The organism is Microcoleus sp. B5-D4, assembly GCF_036705145.1.
Classification (GTDB): Bacteria; Cyanobacteriota; Cyanobacteriia; order Cyanobacteriales; family Microcoleaceae; genus Microcoleus.
On the sequence record NZ_JAUBTV010000010.1, the window covers coordinates 99,541 to 114,515 of the forward strand.

The following is a 14,975-nucleotide window of genomic DNA, read 5'->3' on the forward strand; positions in this document are numbered from 1 at the left end:
CGCGTCGTTTTTTGTATCTTTATTAATATAAACATATCTTTCGGAAAATTGCAACCCCTAAATCAAAAAAACTTTTTAGATTGTGGGAGGGGTTGCTCAAATCGGCGAGCCAGTCTCGATCGCCCTAAAGCATCGAAACTTCCCCGATTACCTCCAATCGCTTGAACTCACTGAGAGTGAGGTAAGTCTCCGCCAGAGTTTCGGCGATCGTCGGAGTAATCCACCCCAACTGCTTGAGCAAGTGAATCGCCACAGCAAATTGAGCGCGCTTTCCCCCATCCGTCACCTTAATTGCCAAGCCCATGCCTTCGCCAACGCGGCCAATGCACTGCACCCCTTCGGCACCGGACTTGCTCACCAATTCCCCTTGAGTCAAACGCATCAGTTCCGTATCAAATTTGCCCTCACCGGCAACCATCATCGGGTGATGAGTCATAGCGCGGACAATCCGCTCCATATCCACATTGTTGCCGGAGGCTAACTGAGCATACAAAGACGCCATTTGCCCCAACTGCAACAGATAGGTAGGAGCGCCGCAGTCGTCGCGAGCGCTGATAAACTCTTCGGCAGGCATTGCCAGCAGGTCAGCCACTTTGCCCAAAATAAGCTGCTGGACAGGATGTTTGCGGCGTAAATAAGTGTCCAGAGGCCAGTGCAGTTGCTGACAGACAGCCAGCATTCCGGCGTGTTTGCCGGAGCAGTTGTATTGCAGGGCGCTCTTTTTGCCTTCGGGAATGGGGCATTGAAGTTTAGAGGGGTCAATGTCGCAGCGCCACAGGACGTTAAATACCTGGCGCGATTGCTCGATCGTACCTTGATGAGAACTGCAAATAATCGCTAAATCTCGATCGGTCAATTCGTAGCGTTCTAAAGTGCCAGTCCCCGTCACCGCCAAAGCTTGAAAAGGCTTGAGTGAAGAACGGACAAATGAGGCCGTTTCCGAGTTACCAGCAACAGACAGAACGCGCCCGCGGTTGTCGCAGACAGCGGCCTGGGCGCGGTGCCTCGATTCTACAATACCTTCGCGCAGCAGTGTGACTTCCAGTTCGGGAGCTTGGGTTCGTTTTCCCCTTGTCATATCAATTTTAGATTTTAGATTTTAGATTTTAGATTGGGGCCGGTGGAAGTTATGAGTTGCGAGCTGCCAGTTAAGAGTTATAAAGTTAATCTTTCGGCGATCGTTTCTCACTCATGCACTCCGTGTGTGTTGTTGGCTGTGCGCGGCAATCTCAAAACTCAAAACTCCCTTCCATTCCCGATTACAAACAACTCCAAATTAGTCCCCCGGCAACCAGCAACACTGTCAAACCATAAAATGTCTGCCGCAGACGCCGGAGAATTGGTTCTAGTTGGTAGTTGACAATCAACTGGTCTTGAAGCAAAACTTCGGGAGTTTTAGGCCAAGATTGACAATCGTACCAGCCAGACTCTTCGTAGACGACCGTGGGATTTGAAAGGCGCGATCGCACGTAGAACCAACCCAAGTAGAGCCGCAGCAAAGCTAATCCTAGAATAAAACTGGCACCTGCGGCACCGCACAGGACAAACTGAGCTGGATACTTGACAGGAGCAAAGCTAGAAGCAGCTATCGGCACCGATACCAAGCAACTCCAAGCCCAAACCCAAGCTAGTTTTGCCAGGTATCCGGGCCAATTGAGTGTTACCCAGCTAAAAAACCAGGATTCTTTAAGTTCTTGGTATTCATTGATCGGTCGCTGTTCTTGCGGAACTGGACAAATAGAAGCAGAAACGTTTTTCACATTAGCCATCCTCACAGCGTGGGGGAAAAGTCAATGCGTTCGGCGTGTCCCCAGAACGCTTCTAAATTGTAGAACTCCCGCTCTTGAGGCTTCAAAATGTGAATGATCGCGTCGCCGTAGTCCATGACGACCCAACTAGCGTCTGATAGGCCTTGTGTACGCAGTGGCAAGCGTTGCCACTCTTCTTCCACTTGGTCTGCTATCGCTTGGGAGATGGCTCGTACCTGCACGTTGGAAAATCCGGTGATGATCGCAAAGTAGTCTGCCAAATAGCATACTTCTGCCACCCGGAGCAATACAATATCTACTGCTTTGCGGTCATCGGCTGCTTGGGCAACGGTCATGATCATGCCACGGGCTTCGTCTGAGGAGGTGCCGGCCGTTGCTGTAGACTGGGCCCTGGAATATTCGAGTTGAGTTAGATCTGACATTCAGTGTTTAATTTCCTAATTGATAGGGTAAGGGGAAATGGGTGCGCTATTCGCTTTCGGTTGTTGGCAGTTTGAGACGGGAAATAGGAGTTAGTTGAAGCCAAAAGTAAGGACAGGATTTCTGGTAAATTTTACTTTTAACTTGTGATTTGTTCGATCGACTTTTCTGTCGAATTTCCTCTTTCCGGCGATTCGCGGGCCATTTGCAGCGCCCAATTCCGCGTAAGTACGGTGCGGGGGTGGATGTAGCAGCGAGTTTCTAGCAAATATTTAAGAGAATAATCGCTAGTTTGCCACACGGCTGCATAAAGATTTTGCCAGCTTGCCTCGCGCAGTGCTTCTAGTTCGGCTGTGTTGCCGCGGCTCGGCTCTATGGTATCTGCTACAAATACGGTACAACTGAGCTGACTCATGTTTGGTCTGCCGAGGGTGTGATGGGCGATGGCGTCCAAAATTTCTCGATCGACCACCCCGAATTCGTCTCTGGCGACGATCGCGCTGGCGTCTGCGTGCAGCAAATGCGGGTGTGCTTCTAACACTGAGTCTAACTCTAAACCTTCCTTCTGGGCCATTTGTAGCAGCAGTTGAGGTTTGAAGTATTTTGCCAAATCGTGCAACAAACCGGCAGTTCGGGCTTTTGCTTCGTCGAGGCCGTAATGGCGAGCCAAGTCACCTGCTACTTGTTCGACTCCGAGGATGTGTTTGATGCGGGCAGCAGGAACGCGGTCACAGAGCCAAGCTAGGACGTTTTCGCGCGCGGGTGCAAGTGCCAAGTATTAACTCCAAAATTGTATGAGCTACTATTTTAGCGTTTTGTTTCGATCGGCTGCGGTGTCGGGCACGCGGGGGTGTGGTGATATCTGGGATGGGGAGGGGTGAAGGGGGCGATCGGCTCTACCTGAACAATCCAAAGATATGTTAAAGTAAGTGGCTGTAACTACAAATTGTAGTTACAATATCTAGTAACAATCAAGGTATGGAATTTGAGTGGGATGAGACTAAACGTCTTACCAACCTTAGCAAACATGGAATTGACTTTATCGACGTTCCATTAGTTTTTGATGGAGAAATCGTTACGGTTGAGGACGAACGATTCAGTTATGGGGAGCAGAGGTTTGTGACTTTTGGTTTGTTGCAAGGGCGAGTAGTCGCTATTGTCCATACAGAACGAGAGGAATATACCCGCATTATTTCCGCTAGAAAAGCAACTAAATATGAACAACGAATTTACTTCGAGCAAATCTCAAACTGATTGGGAACGCCTAGATGCCATGACTGATGAAGATATTGATTTCTCTGATTGCCCGGAAATTACGCCTGAAATGTTTGCTAAAGCCGTAGTTCGGCGAGGCTTGCCCAACCCTAAGACTAAAGCTCAAGTTACCTTACGCATTGACAGTGATGTTTTGGAGTGGTTTAAATCTCAAGGTCGTGGTTATCAGACCCAGATCAACGCCTTACTAAGAGAATACATGAAAGCCCATCAATAAGGGATGTGCTATTTTTTGTAATTATAGCGGTTCTCAAAAAAGTGAGGTATGCCATTAGCCCTATGCCCATGAGTACCTCATCTTTCGCTCGAAAGGCTATATTTCATTTATTCTACTTTTAGTCAGTGCCATCAAAGGTTATTTTATAGTTGCTCCACTTCGGGCTTCGATGGTAATTTTGATTGCCATTTTGTTGAAAAGGGGATTTTCGCTAAAAAGCTTAATCGAAATGGCCGTTACTGGCCGTCAAAAATCCTTTATAAGTTATCGCTATTTTACTTTGAATCGGGGCAGTAATGGCTGTCTGGATGGCGGCGGGCACAGTTCCGGTGCTGGTATATTGGGGAATTAAATCGATCAATCCTCAGTCTTTCATTTTTTGGGCGTTTATCTTAACGAGCGTTCGTTCTGTAGTGATCAGAACATCTTTTGCCACTGTAAGCACGGGCGGTTTCAAGCGCTTATCTTATTTCGGCAAAGGCTCCAATATTTTCTCACCATGACTCGCTGCCACCGCCGCAAATAAAGCTTCATAATGATTCAAAGCTTCCTCAAATCCGTAATTCTCCACAGCATAATTTCTGCCTTGCTCGCCCAAGGCATCCACCTTAGCAGGATGCAAGTACAAATCTTCAACTGCATCAGCCAAAGCCTGCGGATCTTCCGGCGCTACCACCACCCCGCCACCGCTTTGCTGCACTGCTTTCTGGGCCGTACCAGTTTCGGGAACCGAAGCCAAAATTGCCCTGCCGCTGGCGAGAATTACTTGGATTTTTGAAGGCATATTGAAGTTAGTAACGCGGCGCTTTTGTACGACTAAACTAACATCAGCAGCAGCTAACAATTCTGGCAATTTTTCTCGCGGTTCAAATGGTAGCAGCATTACATTATTAGCTTTGTAAGTTTCGCAATCTTGTTGCAAGCGCGCCAAGGCTGTTGATTCCCCCACAATTACAAAAGCAATTTCGGTTATGTGTTTCAAACGAGCCGCTGCTTGGACAACTGTTTGCAAGCCTTGAGTTAGGGCAATATTGCCTGCATAGAGAACGACAAATTTGCCCTTGAGTTTGTGGGTTTCTCGAAATGAGTTACTTTCCTTGGGTAAGGGCCGAATGAAATTAACATCAACCCAATTGGGAACGCAAACTATTTTTTCGGGGGGTACTCCTTGAGAGTGCAATTTGGTGACAAAACCGCTGTCGATGACGCTGACTTGGCTGGCTGTGCTGTAGGCCAATTTTTCCAAAGCGTCAGCAATGCGAACTAGCAGTCCGTTTTTTTTGACCAAGCCGACGCGCACGGCTGCTTCTGAGACGATATCCTGAACGTTGAGGACGATCGGGCAAGCGCGAATCCAGCCGTAAAAGGCGACTGGGACGCAAATCGGTAAAGGGGGCATTGTCGAGAAAATCACGTCGGGACGCCAGCCTCTGAAGGCTTGGACGGCGCTGGAGACGACAAAACTGCCGTCTAGGACAAGTCGGTCTAGGAGGCTGGGGTGGGGGCCGTTGACGCGCAGATAGCTGCGCTGAATTGTGACCCCGTTGTGTTCTTCTGTGAGGTAAAATTTGCCCTCATATTGCGGATAAATCCGGCGCTGGGGATAGTTGGGCATTCCTGTGACGACTCGGACTTGGTGGCCCCGCTTGACTAGGCCTTGCGCTAGTTCTGTCATCAGGGGGGCAATGCCGATCGGCTCTGGATAGTAGTTATAGGAATAAATTAGAATACGCATAATATTTATTTTGAAGCCAATTGTCCTGCAGCCGCGTGCATCAAGCCTGCACCCGCAGAATTGCAGAGGATGTGGTTGGGTTCCGGGTAGGACAATAAGGGGCGAGGCGATCTTCCACTCCGGGCGAAAGAAGCCGCCCTTACCGGGCGGGTATCGCGCCATCAGGTAATGTTTTTTCGCATTACCAGGCAGTTTCGGCGATCGTCGGTACGGATATACCGAAGGTCGTCTGTGAGCTTGTACATGAACACCAGTCCCCTTTCTCCCTCTCTGTCCAAAGGATCGCGCTGCTCTTGCATGATCGAGCGCAGCTTTGCTTCTAAGTTGAAGGGTTGACCCCTGTCCCAAATCCTAATTTCTAAGTAATCGGCAAACACTTTTACCTCAATGTCGATGGGCGTCGTGGGGGGCAAGTTCTGGTGAGCGTGGCGGACAGCGTTTGTAAAGCCTTCGTTGATTATCAGCCGGCACTGCCACCAGAAATCCGCTGGTATCATGGGCAAAACGATATTCTCCAACCATTCCAAAACGGATGTTAAAGCATTCAGGTCTGTTTCAACCTGCAGGTGCCACTCGGCCTTTGGTTGCTTGTCTTTCATCTTTCTTCCCCCTGGTCGGCCCCCACCACCGCTGTACTCAGCGCCGGAGGGAGAGAAAAAGGAGGGCAAGGTCTTGGCAACATATTAGTTAAGTCAAGCTTGAGTTGAAGAAGCCCGTTTTGCCTCAAGGTGAGCATTCCTTTCGCACCATTTACTCGCACAGCAAATGAGAGACTTCCGATACTGTAACCCGCCTCGGTAGGGCGTTTAAATAGGGAAAATTTCCGAGTCAGCTTGCGAGAAAGTGATTTGAGCTTCGACCGTGTTAGCAGTCGGTACTTTTCTACACACAGGTGAGTTCTTCTCGTCCTCGAAAATCATGCTGGGATCATTCGATTATGACCTCGAACTGGCTAATTGCTAATTATTAATGCTCTGATTGCAGAGCTGGCAACTAGCTGTGCATTTTCTGGGCGTGTGAATTTTAACACTTAATGCTAACGTAGGTATCGCTAGCGATCGTCTGCTTGACTAAGTATCGAGTTCGAGTTCCCGTCGCCCGTCGACAACAGCACCTGAAAGTTCAAGTCTGGGTTGTTGAGGGCTCCTACACAGCGCCGCTATTTTTGTTAAACAGGACTGTTACAGTTTTAACAATTAGTTTCAAGTCATACATCAGGCTCCAGTTTTGTTGGTATTTTAAATCTAAACGGATGACATCTTCAAAATCGCGGACTTGAGAGCGACCGTTGACTTGCCATTCTCCTGTCATCCCGGGTTTGACATCCAAACGCTGCCACTGAGGGACTTCGTAGCGCTCAACTTCGTCTGGCGTTGGCGGTCTGGTGCCGACTAGACTCATTTCGCCTTTGAGCACGTTCCAAAACTGCGGCAGTTCGTCGAGACTGGTTTTGCGTAAGATGCGCCCGACTTTGGTAATCCGCGGGTCGTTGTCATTTTTGAAAAATGCGCCAGAAGCTTGGTTTTTGATTTGGTCTTTCATGGCTTCGGCGTTGGTACACATCGATCGAAATTTCCAAATCCGAAATTGTCTGCCCATCCAGCCACAGCGGGTTTGACCGAAAAATATCGGGCCTGGATCGTTGATAGTGATGGCTGCTGCTATGGGTACGAACAAAATTCCTGTAATCATCAAACCGACTATTGCCCCAACAATGTCTATCAGTCGCTTCACCCACGACTGCACTGAGGGGTGGGTCATCGGTAGGTGATTGTCCGAGGGGTTGGTCTCTATCGGAGTTGAGGTTGCAGAGGGCTGCTCGATCGTCAGCACTTGATCTAGGCTGGTGAGAGCAAATACTGCCATCACCTGTGGCTTGAGGCTTCGGAGCACCAAGTCGCTGCCGCGCTGTTTGGCAAATTTCAGATTGCTGACTAAAGCACCTATCCCGCTACTGTCGATGAATGTCGTCTGACTGAAGTCTAGGACAATCTTGCTGGGAACGGTGCTGCCCGAAAAAAGTTGCTGGCAGGTTGTCTTGAAGTTTACGGCTTCAAGTACGCTCAAGCGCACGGGTATGTGAACTGAGGGAATCTCGTCCGAGTACGTTACCCGAAAATCTGCCTCTGGGGTTTGACTGACCATGAAGTCCTGGTTTCAAATTTCAAGCTGATGTCTTTAGCCTATTCTGTCCTAGCAGCTCCTCCTTTACCAAATATTATGGTTAACAAAAGGCTAGCTTTATACAAACTTTACAAAAACGCCTGCCAACTCGCCCGCCGAGAATGATATCAAAGGCAAAAATAGACTTAAGTCTATTTTTGCCAGTTTTTGCCCAAAGATTTTTGAACGCAGTCGCGGCCAAACTTTGACATCGGAATCAAGATTTTTGTGGATTCAGGCCGATTAATCTTGTCGTTAATAATTGGAGTGCCTGTCTTGCAGGGGATAGCCACCTAAGTTAACAGTTAACCGCTAACACAGAAGTCAACAGTTAACCGTTAACTGGAAAACCCCCGTAACCAGCGTCGGGGGATGAGGTTAAGAATTGTAGACGTTTTCTGACTGGGATGTTTCGCGGGTGATGGGTTTGACTTTGGCTTTGGCTTTGGCTGCGTTGCGTTTGAGGGCCTGGAGACGAGCTTCGTATTTAGCCCGCTGCTGTTTTTTGGAAGTTTGCTCGATTAAGGTTTTTAAGGCGCTGCCGAGGCTTTTGTAGGCGTTTGGGAGAGTGTAGCCGAAGCGGGTTGCCAGGGCGAGGGCTTTTTCGTCGGCGTCTACTGCTTCTTTTAAACTTTTCTCTCCGTTGTTTTTTTGGTAAAGTCTCCAGCCGGAGACGCCGCACAGGGATAGGGCTAGTAACAGCAGCAAGCCGTCTTGCACCCAAAGTTCGCCGACAGCGCCGCCTAAACCAATGGCGAGGGCTGCCATTTCCCAACCGTCTCTGGGGATGGTGTCGTTTTGGATTCTGGCGACTTCGTGCCAAAATAGGAGGTTACGCTGATCCATTGCTAGCTGTTCCCAGCGGATCAGGTCTATTTGGATTTCTACCTGGTCTTTGCCTATTTCTTCGCTGCGGATCAGGGTAGGATTAACTTCTATTGTTTTTTCTACTGTTACCCAACTTTGGAGTTCTGGGGGCAGTATGTTTTTCAAGCGCCGGATCTCACTCATCTCGGCTCTTGCTGTAGAGGTTGCATAGGATGTCATAGCTCCGGCCTATTGATTTTCCAAAGGTTAATATGTGTCTATTTCTGGAGTATAGCAAACCTTGAATCCAAATATAGTCTAGCAACGGGGGTCGATCGACTAATACTGGCAATTTTACTTGATTTTAGTCTCAGGGGGCGATCGCAACTGCCGACTCGATCATTTCCTTTGGATTATTTGAGCGACGGACTGACACTCATCTAAGGGATACAGTACCAGTTATCCTACTGCTATTTCTGGCTTATGCTTTGATAATCCTTTCCGACCAATATAGAGTCTTTTGTGAATAACTTCTCGCTGTTTTCTCGATTTTTATACCTTGGCTTTCTGCCAGATTAATTAACCGCTTTCAATATTCGATAGGAACTTGACCCGGATTTAAATATTACCTCATAATTCTACCTCAAATATCTTTCTAGTTATGATCTATTTTGGCTGCGGGTTGAGATAGGAAGTCGAGGCGTTGCGGAGAGCTTTTTAGCCTGGATGTTTTAAATTTAATTTCGCGATTACCGGCTAAGTCTTTTCTGTGAGTTTTGGTAATAAAACTTGTTGTTAAAACGTCTATTTTTTTTATTTTTCTAGATAACCAAATCCTTTTAACCTGAGTTAAACAGCTTGCGCTTTCTTCCATTTTATGATATTTTTATATTCCATAAAATCTTGCAACTCTTCTCGTTGTTCCTCTATCTTATTTTTTTTAGGTTGCTAATTAACGGTATGAACCAACTTTTTTCTGAAGTTACAAAACTCACCCGACTTGCCTTATCGCAATTCCGAACTATTCAATTCATACCTGTTATTAAGCAACGCTAAATGATTAAAGCGACTTGAGAAGACCGCTTTCTAACTGATAAATTGCTGCCATAATTCCACTTTCAGGATTTGTGAGCAGAGACTTTTTGACATCTTTAAAATATTCTACAATGTGTGCCCGCAAAATCGGTCTTTCTACTTTGACTGTGTGATTATAATCCCACAAATCCCAGATGATAATTCCGATGCCGACAATCGGGTCGATTAAACTTACTCCCAACTGACTAGCAACTGTACCGCCTGTTTTTGTGGCTACCTTGGCGGCGGCTTTGCTGGCAAGTTTTGCGGTAACTTTACTACCAACTTTAGCTGCTACTCCCAAAATTAAGGGTTTAGCAACCAAGTAACCGCTACCGCCAACTAATACTTTTAATGATAAATTCGAGACGTTTCCTTTGTCGCTAATTGTGGTAGCAATATCGTTCAGATATTTGTCCCACTGTACTTGCGGTATATTATAATTGTTTTGAACTACTTTCACATTCTTGCTAACTTCTGATATGTACAAATTAGCAGTATCTTGAGTGATTAATTGAAATCGCAGTTGAGCGTTTTTGGGTACCAGCACGCGGTTAGCAAATTCTCTTTGAAAGTCTTCGGTTAATTTTTCGGAAACAGCTTGAGAAGCTGCTGTCATATCAAATCTGTTGAGTACGGCAGATTTCACGAAGTTAAAAGGTACGGTAAACTCCATCTTTTTTTGAGTGAAGTAATCAAAGTACCAATCGAGGAAACTATTGTCTACTCGTCCAATTACTTCGCTTTCCCATTTATCCAACTCTTTTGAGGCGAAAGTTTCGGCTGTTGTATGGGATTTTTGGATGGCGTTTTTAATGTCTTGGTTGACTTTGCTAAAATCGTGCGGTGGCGAGACTACAACTGCTGTGGTTCCCGTATTTGTTAGTGACTGGGAAATTAGAAAGTTACCGAATAGGGGAATGATGACTACGAGAATTACGATCGTCCAAATCATCGGTGTCACAGTTTTGATAAACTGACCGATAACTCTGAGACGTTCTGTTTTCTCTGAATAGCTAATTTCTTCCTTGTCTTGACTCATGGCGGTTTCTCAACTGATGAGAGTTGGGCTAGTTTCGATTATAGGCGGCGTTTCGTGAATTGTGTTACGGGCCTGTGAGCTGGGATTCTGGAAAAGTTGGGTAAAAGTCCGCGCGAAGCTACCCCAAAGGGAATCGCCAGTTTTTAATTATTGACTGCATAGAAAGTAAAGTGGTACTATTTTTGAATATATCTCAAGCTGTTAATATGACCTTAGATCCTTTGCTCCGCAAGCTAGCAGCCATAAATCAAGCTTTATCTGCCATTTCAGCAGAAACCTGCACGGCGCCCGGATGCAATCAAGCAGTTTCAAAACCCGGTCACAAATTATGCTACGAACATTGGAAAGCTAACAACGCTCAACCCGTGTCAGCGCCCAAACCTAAACCCCAACAATCCTCTTCCCCCTCACTTCTGTCCGCTACCAGCATCAGCGAGAAACTAGAAATATCAAAGCACAAAGTCAATCCGATTTTAGCAGAGTTAGGATTGGTAAACAAAGAGCGCAACGGCTGGGTAGCCACTAAGCGGGGGATTGGTTTTGGGGCGGTGCAAAAAACCTACCCTCAAGACAACACTCCTTATGTGTTGTGGCCAGAATCTATACTGACAAATCAAGTTTTTCTAGCAACTATTGAGAGTCTTAAAGGTGACAATTCAGAACAGAGCAAAACAGAAGTAAACACAAAGCTAGGGTTCCGCGAGAAGTTTCGGGCGAGTGCACAGCATCGAACAACCGACGGTCATTTTGTGCGCTCTAAAGCTGAAGTTTTGATTGATAATTGGCTCTATATGGCGGAGCTAGTTCACGCCTATGAACGCCGACTACCCATAGAGGAAGAAGCTTACTGTGACTTTTATATTCCTGGGGGAAAAGTGTATATTGAATACTGGGGATATGAGAACAACCCGGAGTATGTTGCGCGTAAGGAAGTGAAGCAAGAACTATATCAGAAGTACGAACTAAACCTGATTGAGTTAACAGATGAACACATCAAGAATTTGGATGATTATTTGCCTAGAATGTTATTAAAATTTGGCGTAATTGTAAATTGAGTGAAAAGTACGATCGCACTCTTCATCCGCGTTAATCAGCGTCAATCTGCGTTAATCTGCGGTTCCTAAAAAAGATTGCTCGCTCTTTAAGCCTCGCTCAAACTCGATCGTCCTTATCTGATTATCTTTTAACCTGCTTTACTTAACACAACCAGAATGTACTGGTCAAGACTAACTCCTTCCCTTTCCGCTTTTTCTGCTAAACTCAAATGTAGAGATTTAGGAATTTGCAACGATAAATTTCCGCTATACTCAATTTCCGTTGTAGGTAAAGGAATCTCATCTTCACACTCATAAGCTGTTTCTATCCATAATTCCCTAGCTTCCTGAATATTCTCCATCGCTTCCGATAAAGTTTCACCCTGAGACATACAGCCAGGAAGGTCTTTGATTATAACTGTATAACCTTCGGATTCTGGATAAAAACTGATAGGATATTTAAGACTCAAGTAATAGTCTAGAGATTTAAGCTTGACTTTCATCTTCTGATTCATTGCTCCATTCCTCCAGTTTTAATAGCACAACAATTTGCTTGACGTATACTCCTTTTACCTTCTTCCCACCTTTTTTAGAAACTGTAATTTTTAATCCATCAGCATTTCGGAAAGTATGGTGACTTCCTTTCGATCGCTTTTCTTCAAATCCAAAAGCTGTTAGAATATAGCACACATCGTCAAAGCGCACTTCTGGTGGATTTGCTAAAAATTGTTCTACCAGTTTTCCTAACTTGCCCATGAAGTTTTACAGATGCTTGTACTATTCTAATAAACAAGGGTGGGCATTGCCCACCCTTGCTAGTAGTCAGGTGAAATTCAAAAATTAAACCTTAGCTTCATTCTTCACCAAATTACCCCAACCCAAATCCTTCAGCGAATTATTCCGGCGCAGCGGACGAGTCACCAACTCCAAAATATCCCGCGCATTACCAAAGCCGTGAATCTGAGCAAAAGTAAACTCAACAGACCACTTAGTATTAATTCCCCGCGCTTCCAAAGGATTAGCGTGAGCCATACCAGTAATCACCAAGTCAATATTCTGCTCGTAAATCCGCTGCAACTGATTGTAATTATCTGGTTTTTCCACAATCCGAGGAGTAGGAACTCCCATCTCGTGACAAGTCTTTTCTAACAAAGCCAATTCAGCCGCCTGATAGCGCTTGTCCATGTAAGGAATGCCGATTTCCGGGCAAGTCATGCCGCAGCGAATCAAGAAACGTGCTAAAGAAATCTCCAGCAAATTGTCTCCCATAAAGAAGACAGATTTGCCGCGAATTATTTGCAGGTAATCTTCCAAACCTGCCCAGATTTGCGCTTCCCGTTCGTCCAAACCTTTTGGTTCAATTCCCAACACTGAGCAAATCTTTTCAATCCAAGCGCGAGTTCCGTCAGGGCCGATCGGGAATGGCGCACCAATTAGCTTACACTTGCGGCGGCGCATCAACGTAGAAGCAGTGCGCGACAAGAACGGATTCATGCCAGATACATAATAACCTTCTTCCAAGACTGGCAATTCAGTGTAGCGCTTGGAAGGAAGCCAACCAGAAACTTTGATTCCTTGCTTCTTCAATTCTAGAGTTAGCTGAGTAACAACCGGGTCGGGCAAAGAACCAAAAAGTACCAGCGGCGTGTGCTTGACATATTCCGATTCATCTGCTGCAACTTCCTCTTTTTTCTTACCGAAATTCAGCAGTTGAGAGATAGCATTGCGTTCTTGTTTCTGAGATTCCATCACGGGCGCTTTCTCAGGGCATTTAGCAGCCATCGCCGCTAAAACGGTATCTTCCCCTTGAGTAAAAGCGTAATCCAAGCCGTTAGCGCGCGCTGTGACGATGGGAATGCCAATTTCTGCTTCGAGTTTCGGCGCTAACCCTTCCAAATCCATTTTGATGATTTCGGTGGTGCAAGTGCCGATCCAGACAATTACACTGGGGTTACGATCGCGCTTAATTTGCAAGCACAGCCGCTTCAACTCATCATAATCGTTTAACTGAGCGGAAATATCGCCTTCTTCCAACTCAGCCATCGCATAGCGAGGCTCAGCAAAAATCATCACGCCCATTGCGTTTTGCAAGAAATAGCCGCAAGTCTTAGTACCTATGACTAAGAAAAAACTATCTTCAATTTTTTGATAAAGCCAAGCTACGCAGCTAATCGGACAAAATGTGTGATAATTGCCTGTTTCGCATTCAAAGTTTAAAGCTTCCGGTTCATTAGTAGTAATAGCAGTCATATCTCAAATCTTCTCCCTTTAAATTGTTTTTAGTCTGAAACAGGACAGGCTCGCTAAGCGAGGAAATACCTGTTTTTTGCGATCGCCTCGTTGCTCTCGCGGACGAGAGAAATAGGTTTTTTTCCTCTCGAACGCGAACAGGCGCAGCGGCGAGAAAACACCTGTGAAAGTGCGATCGCCCTTTCGCAGCGAACAATAAATAGAAATACCTGATTTTGGGCTAATTCCTCTGAAAAATAGATGCAGGCAACTCAATATTTCCGCAGCCGCAGCATCCAAAAATTGAGCTAAAAAATTCTGCGCGAGGGCTTATAATCCCTCACAGCAGGGATTTAGTTTTCTTCAACTCGCTCCGGCAAAAAGCCTTTTGGTAGTTGTGAGTTTGAGCTAATTAAAAATTAACAACTCGCAACTCACAACTCACAAATAGAGCGGGCAACTTCAAGACTAGAAGAGATGCGGGCGATCGCAACAACCTCACTTAAAATCAGATAAAAAGCCGGAAATTTCTTCATCTTCATCGTCGGAATCCAAATCACCGAGATCTAGAGCATCTAAATCATCTTCATCGGGATCTCCGGTAGTTGCTTCCCCCAGATCGTCGAGTCCGAGATCATCGAGGTCATCGTCATCCGATACAGAGAAATCGTCAATACCGTCATCGTCCAAGTCGCCCAGATCCATATCTAGGTCATCTGAGGTAGCTGTCCCAAAAGGATCGGGTATTTCTTCGGCGACAAACTCTGCATCTTCTTCCCCAAACGGATCGGAAATCCCCGATTCGAGATCTCCAGAGGTCAAAGTCCCAAATTGTGAGGCTTCATCTTCCTCGTCATCGCCGAGGTCGAGGCCGCCCAAAGCCGAGGCTTCATCTTCCTCGTCATCATCGCCGAGGTCGAGACCGCCCAAAGCCGAGGCTTCATCTTCCTCGTCGTCATCGCCGAGGTCGAGACCGCCCAAAGCCAAGGCTTCTTCTTCCTCATCGTCACCCATATCAAAGTCAGATACGGCGTCTTCCTCATCGTCGCCCATATCGAAGTCAGATACGGCGTCTTCCTCATCGTCTTCGAGACCGAGACCGTCCAAAGCCGAGGCTTCTTCCTCGTCATCGCCCATGTCGAAGTCGGAGACCGCTTCTTCCTCGTCATCGTCCATGTCGAAGTCGGAGACCGCTTCTTCCTCGTCATCG

Annotated in this window: 16 protein-coding genes and 1 pseudogene; 3 read left to right on the forward strand and 14 right to left on the reverse strand. The window is 46.4% G+C overall.

Annotation, left to right across the window (positions count from 1 at the left end):
* Positions 1 to 124: 124 nt before the first annotated feature.
* The 4 genes from QUB10_RS07380 to yqeK all read right to left on the reverse strand — a co-directional run bounded on the left by QUB10_RS07380 (position 125) and on the right by yqeK (position 2,964).
* A complete protein-coding gene (locus QUB10_RS07380; protein ID WP_333144243.1) occupies positions 125 to 1,078 on the reverse strand; it encodes an asparaginase in 954 nt (317 codons plus the stop codon).
* 181 nt (positions 1,079 to 1,259) lie between these two features.
* On the reverse strand, positions 1,260 to 1,769 hold the full coding sequence (locus QUB10_RS07385; protein WP_333200880.1) for a CGLD27 family protein: 510 nt from the start codon (positions 1,767 to 1,769) through the stop codon (positions 1,260 to 1,262).
* A 2-nt stretch (positions 1,770 to 1,771) separates the two neighbouring features.
* Complete coding sequence (gene rsfS / locus QUB10_RS07390; protein ID WP_333200882.1) at positions 1,772 to 2,191, reverse strand: ribosome silencing factor; 420 nt, start codon at positions 2,189 to 2,191, stop codon at positions 1,772 to 1,774.
* Positions 2,192 to 2,328: 137 nt separating this feature from the next.
* A complete protein-coding gene (gene yqeK, locus QUB10_RS07395) occupies positions 2,329 to 2,964 on the reverse strand; it encodes a bis(5'-nucleosyl)-tetraphosphatase (symmetrical) YqeK (RefSeq protein ID WP_333200884.1) in 636 nt (211 codons plus the stop codon).
* Between the two features lie 203 nt (positions 2,965 to 3,167).
* Between yqeK and QUB10_RS07400 the strand changes: the two genes are divergently transcribed.
* Positions 3,168 to 3,443: a BrnT family toxin gene (locus QUB10_RS07400; RefSeq protein ID WP_333154177.1), complete on the forward strand. Its 276-nt coding sequence runs from the start codon at positions 3,168 to 3,170 to the stop codon at positions 3,441 to 3,443.
* Positions 3,406 to 3,681, forward strand: coding sequence for a BrnA antitoxin family protein (locus QUB10_RS07405; RefSeq protein ID WP_333154178.1), 276 nt, complete (start codon positions 3,406 to 3,408; stop codon positions 3,679 to 3,681). The genes QUB10_RS07400 and QUB10_RS07405 overlap by 38 nt, the downstream gene beginning before the upstream one ends.
* Positions 3,682 to 4,147: 466 nt before the next feature.
* On the opposite strand, the gene QUB10_RS07410 is transcribed toward QUB10_RS07405, so the two are convergent.
* From QUB10_RS07410 to QUB10_RS07435, 6 genes are all read right to left on the reverse strand, one after another.
* On the reverse strand, positions 4,148 to 5,416 hold the full coding sequence (locus QUB10_RS07410; RefSeq protein ID WP_333200886.1) for a WcaI family glycosyltransferase: 1,269 nt from the start codon (positions 5,414 to 5,416) through the stop codon (positions 4,148 to 4,150).
* A gap of 161 nt (positions 5,417 to 5,577) precedes the next feature.
* Positions 5,578 to 6,015, reverse strand: coding sequence for an ATP-binding protein (locus QUB10_RS07415; protein WP_333200889.1), 438 nt, complete (start codon positions 6,013 to 6,015; stop codon positions 5,578 to 5,580).
* Positions 6,016 to 6,562: 547 nt separating this feature from the next.
* The gene (locus QUB10_RS07420; RefSeq protein ID WP_333200891.1) at positions 6,563 to 7,561 is read right to left on the reverse strand and encodes a sugar transferase; all 999 of its coding nucleotides are present in this window, start codon (positions 7,559 to 7,561) and stop codon (positions 6,563 to 6,565) included.
* Between the two features lie 396 nt (positions 7,562 to 7,957).
* Positions 7,958 to 8,626, reverse strand: a complete 669-nt coding sequence (locus QUB10_RS07425; RefSeq protein ID WP_015178535.1) for a DUF3318 domain-containing protein — start codon at positions 8,624 to 8,626, stop codon at positions 7,958 to 7,960.
* Positions 8,627 to 9,041: 415 nt separating this feature from the next.
* Positions 9,042 to 9,260, reverse strand: coding sequence for a hypothetical protein (locus QUB10_RS07430; RefSeq protein WP_333200893.1), 219 nt, complete (start codon positions 9,258 to 9,260; stop codon positions 9,042 to 9,044).
* Positions 9,261 to 9,446: 186 nt separating this feature from the next.
* Positions 9,447 to 10,502 carry a hypothetical protein gene (locus QUB10_RS07435; RefSeq protein ID WP_333200895.1) on the reverse strand — a complete coding sequence of 352 codons (1,056 nt, stop codon included), beginning with the start codon at positions 10,500 to 10,502 and terminating at the stop codon, positions 9,447 to 9,449.
* A gap of 206 nt (positions 10,503 to 10,708) precedes the next feature.
* Here QUB10_RS07435 and QUB10_RS07440 point away from each other — a divergent pair, with 206 nt between their 5' ends.
* A complete protein-coding gene (locus QUB10_RS07440; RefSeq protein ID WP_333200897.1) occupies positions 10,709 to 11,557 on the forward strand; it encodes a hypothetical protein in 849 nt (282 codons plus the stop codon).
* Between the two features lie 128 nt (positions 11,558 to 11,685).
* Here QUB10_RS07440 and QUB10_RS07445 read toward each other — a convergent pair whose 3' ends face one another.
* The 4 genes and pseudogenes from QUB10_RS07445 to QUB10_RS07460 form a co-directional block, all read right to left on the reverse strand.
* Positions 11,686 to 12,051, reverse strand: a complete 366-nt coding sequence (locus tag QUB10_RS07445; protein ID WP_333200899.1) for a type II toxin-antitoxin system HicB family antitoxin — start codon at positions 12,049 to 12,051, stop codon at positions 11,686 to 11,688.
* The gene (locus QUB10_RS07450; RefSeq protein ID WP_333200901.1) at positions 12,023 to 12,292 is read right to left on the reverse strand and encodes a type II toxin-antitoxin system HicA family toxin; all 270 of its coding nucleotides are present in this window, start codon (positions 12,290 to 12,292) and stop codon (positions 12,023 to 12,025) included. The genes QUB10_RS07445 and QUB10_RS07450 overlap by 29 nt, the downstream gene beginning before the upstream one ends.
* An 84-nt stretch (positions 12,293 to 12,376) precedes the next feature.
* The gene (locus tag QUB10_RS07455; RefSeq protein WP_199292772.1) at positions 12,377 to 13,786 is read right to left on the reverse strand and encodes a ferredoxin:protochlorophyllide reductase (ATP-dependent) subunit N; all 1,410 of its coding nucleotides are present in this window, start codon (positions 13,784 to 13,786) and stop codon (positions 12,377 to 12,379) included.
* A 477-nt stretch (positions 13,787 to 14,263) separates the two neighbouring features.
* Positions 14,264 to 14,975: pseudogene (locus QUB10_RS07460) on the reverse strand (DUF5331 domain-containing protein); the annotation flags it as partial.

Excerpts from the sequence above, each read along its gene's own strand:
- QUB10_RS07380 (WP_333144243.1), bottom strand. The coding sequence starts at position 1,078 with ATGACAAGGGGAAAACGAACCCAAGCTCCCGAACTGGAAGTCACACTG.
- QUB10_RS07385 (WP_333200880.1), bottom strand. The coding sequence starts at position 1,769 with ATGGCTAATGTGAAAAACGTTTCTGCTTCTATTTGTCCAGTTCCGCAA.
- rsfS (WP_333200882.1), bottom strand. The coding sequence starts at position 2,191 with ATGTCAGATCTAACTCAACTCGAATATTCCAGGGCCCAGTCTACAGCA.
- QUB10_RS07400 (WP_333154177.1), top strand. The coding sequence starts at position 3,168 with ATGGAATTTGAGTGGGATGAGACTAAACGTCTTACCAACCTTAGCAAA.
- QUB10_RS07405 (WP_333154178.1), top strand. The coding sequence starts at position 3,406 with ATGAACAACGAATTTACTTCGAGCAAATCTCAAACTGATTGGGAACGC.
- QUB10_RS07410 (WP_333200886.1), bottom strand. The coding sequence starts at position 5,416 with ATGCGTATTCTAATTTATTCCTATAACTACTATCCAGAGCCGATCGGC.
- QUB10_RS07415 (WP_333200889.1), bottom strand. The coding sequence starts at position 6,015 with ATGAAAGACAAGCAACCAAAGGCCGAGTGGCACCTGCAGGTTGAAACA.
- QUB10_RS07420 (WP_333200891.1), bottom strand. The coding sequence starts at position 7,561 with ATGGTCAGTCAAACCCCAGAGGCAGATTTTCGGGTAACGTACTCGGAC.
- QUB10_RS07425 (WP_015178535.1), bottom strand. The coding sequence starts at position 8,626 with ATGACATCCTATGCAACCTCTACAGCAAGAGCCGAGATGAGTGAGATC.
- QUB10_RS07430 (WP_333200893.1), bottom strand. The coding sequence starts at position 9,260 with ATGGAAGAAAGCGCAAGCTGTTTAACTCAGGTTAAAAGGATTTGGTTA.
- QUB10_RS07435 (WP_333200895.1), bottom strand. The coding sequence starts at position 10,502 with ATGAGTCAAGACAAGGAAGAAATTAGCTATTCAGAGAAAACAGAACGT.
- QUB10_RS07440 (WP_333200897.1), top strand. The coding sequence starts at position 10,709 with ATGACCTTAGATCCTTTGCTCCGCAAGCTAGCAGCCATAAATCAAGCT.
- QUB10_RS07445 (WP_333200899.1), bottom strand. The coding sequence starts at position 12,051 with ATGAATCAGAAGATGAAAGTCAAGCTTAAATCTCTAGACTATTACTTG.
- QUB10_RS07450 (WP_333200901.1), bottom strand. The coding sequence starts at position 12,292 with ATGGGCAAGTTAGGAAAACTGGTAGAACAATTTTTAGCAAATCCACCA.
- QUB10_RS07455 (WP_199292772.1), bottom strand. The coding sequence starts at position 13,786 with ATGACTGCTATTACTACTAATGAACCGGAAGCTTTAAACTTTGAATGC.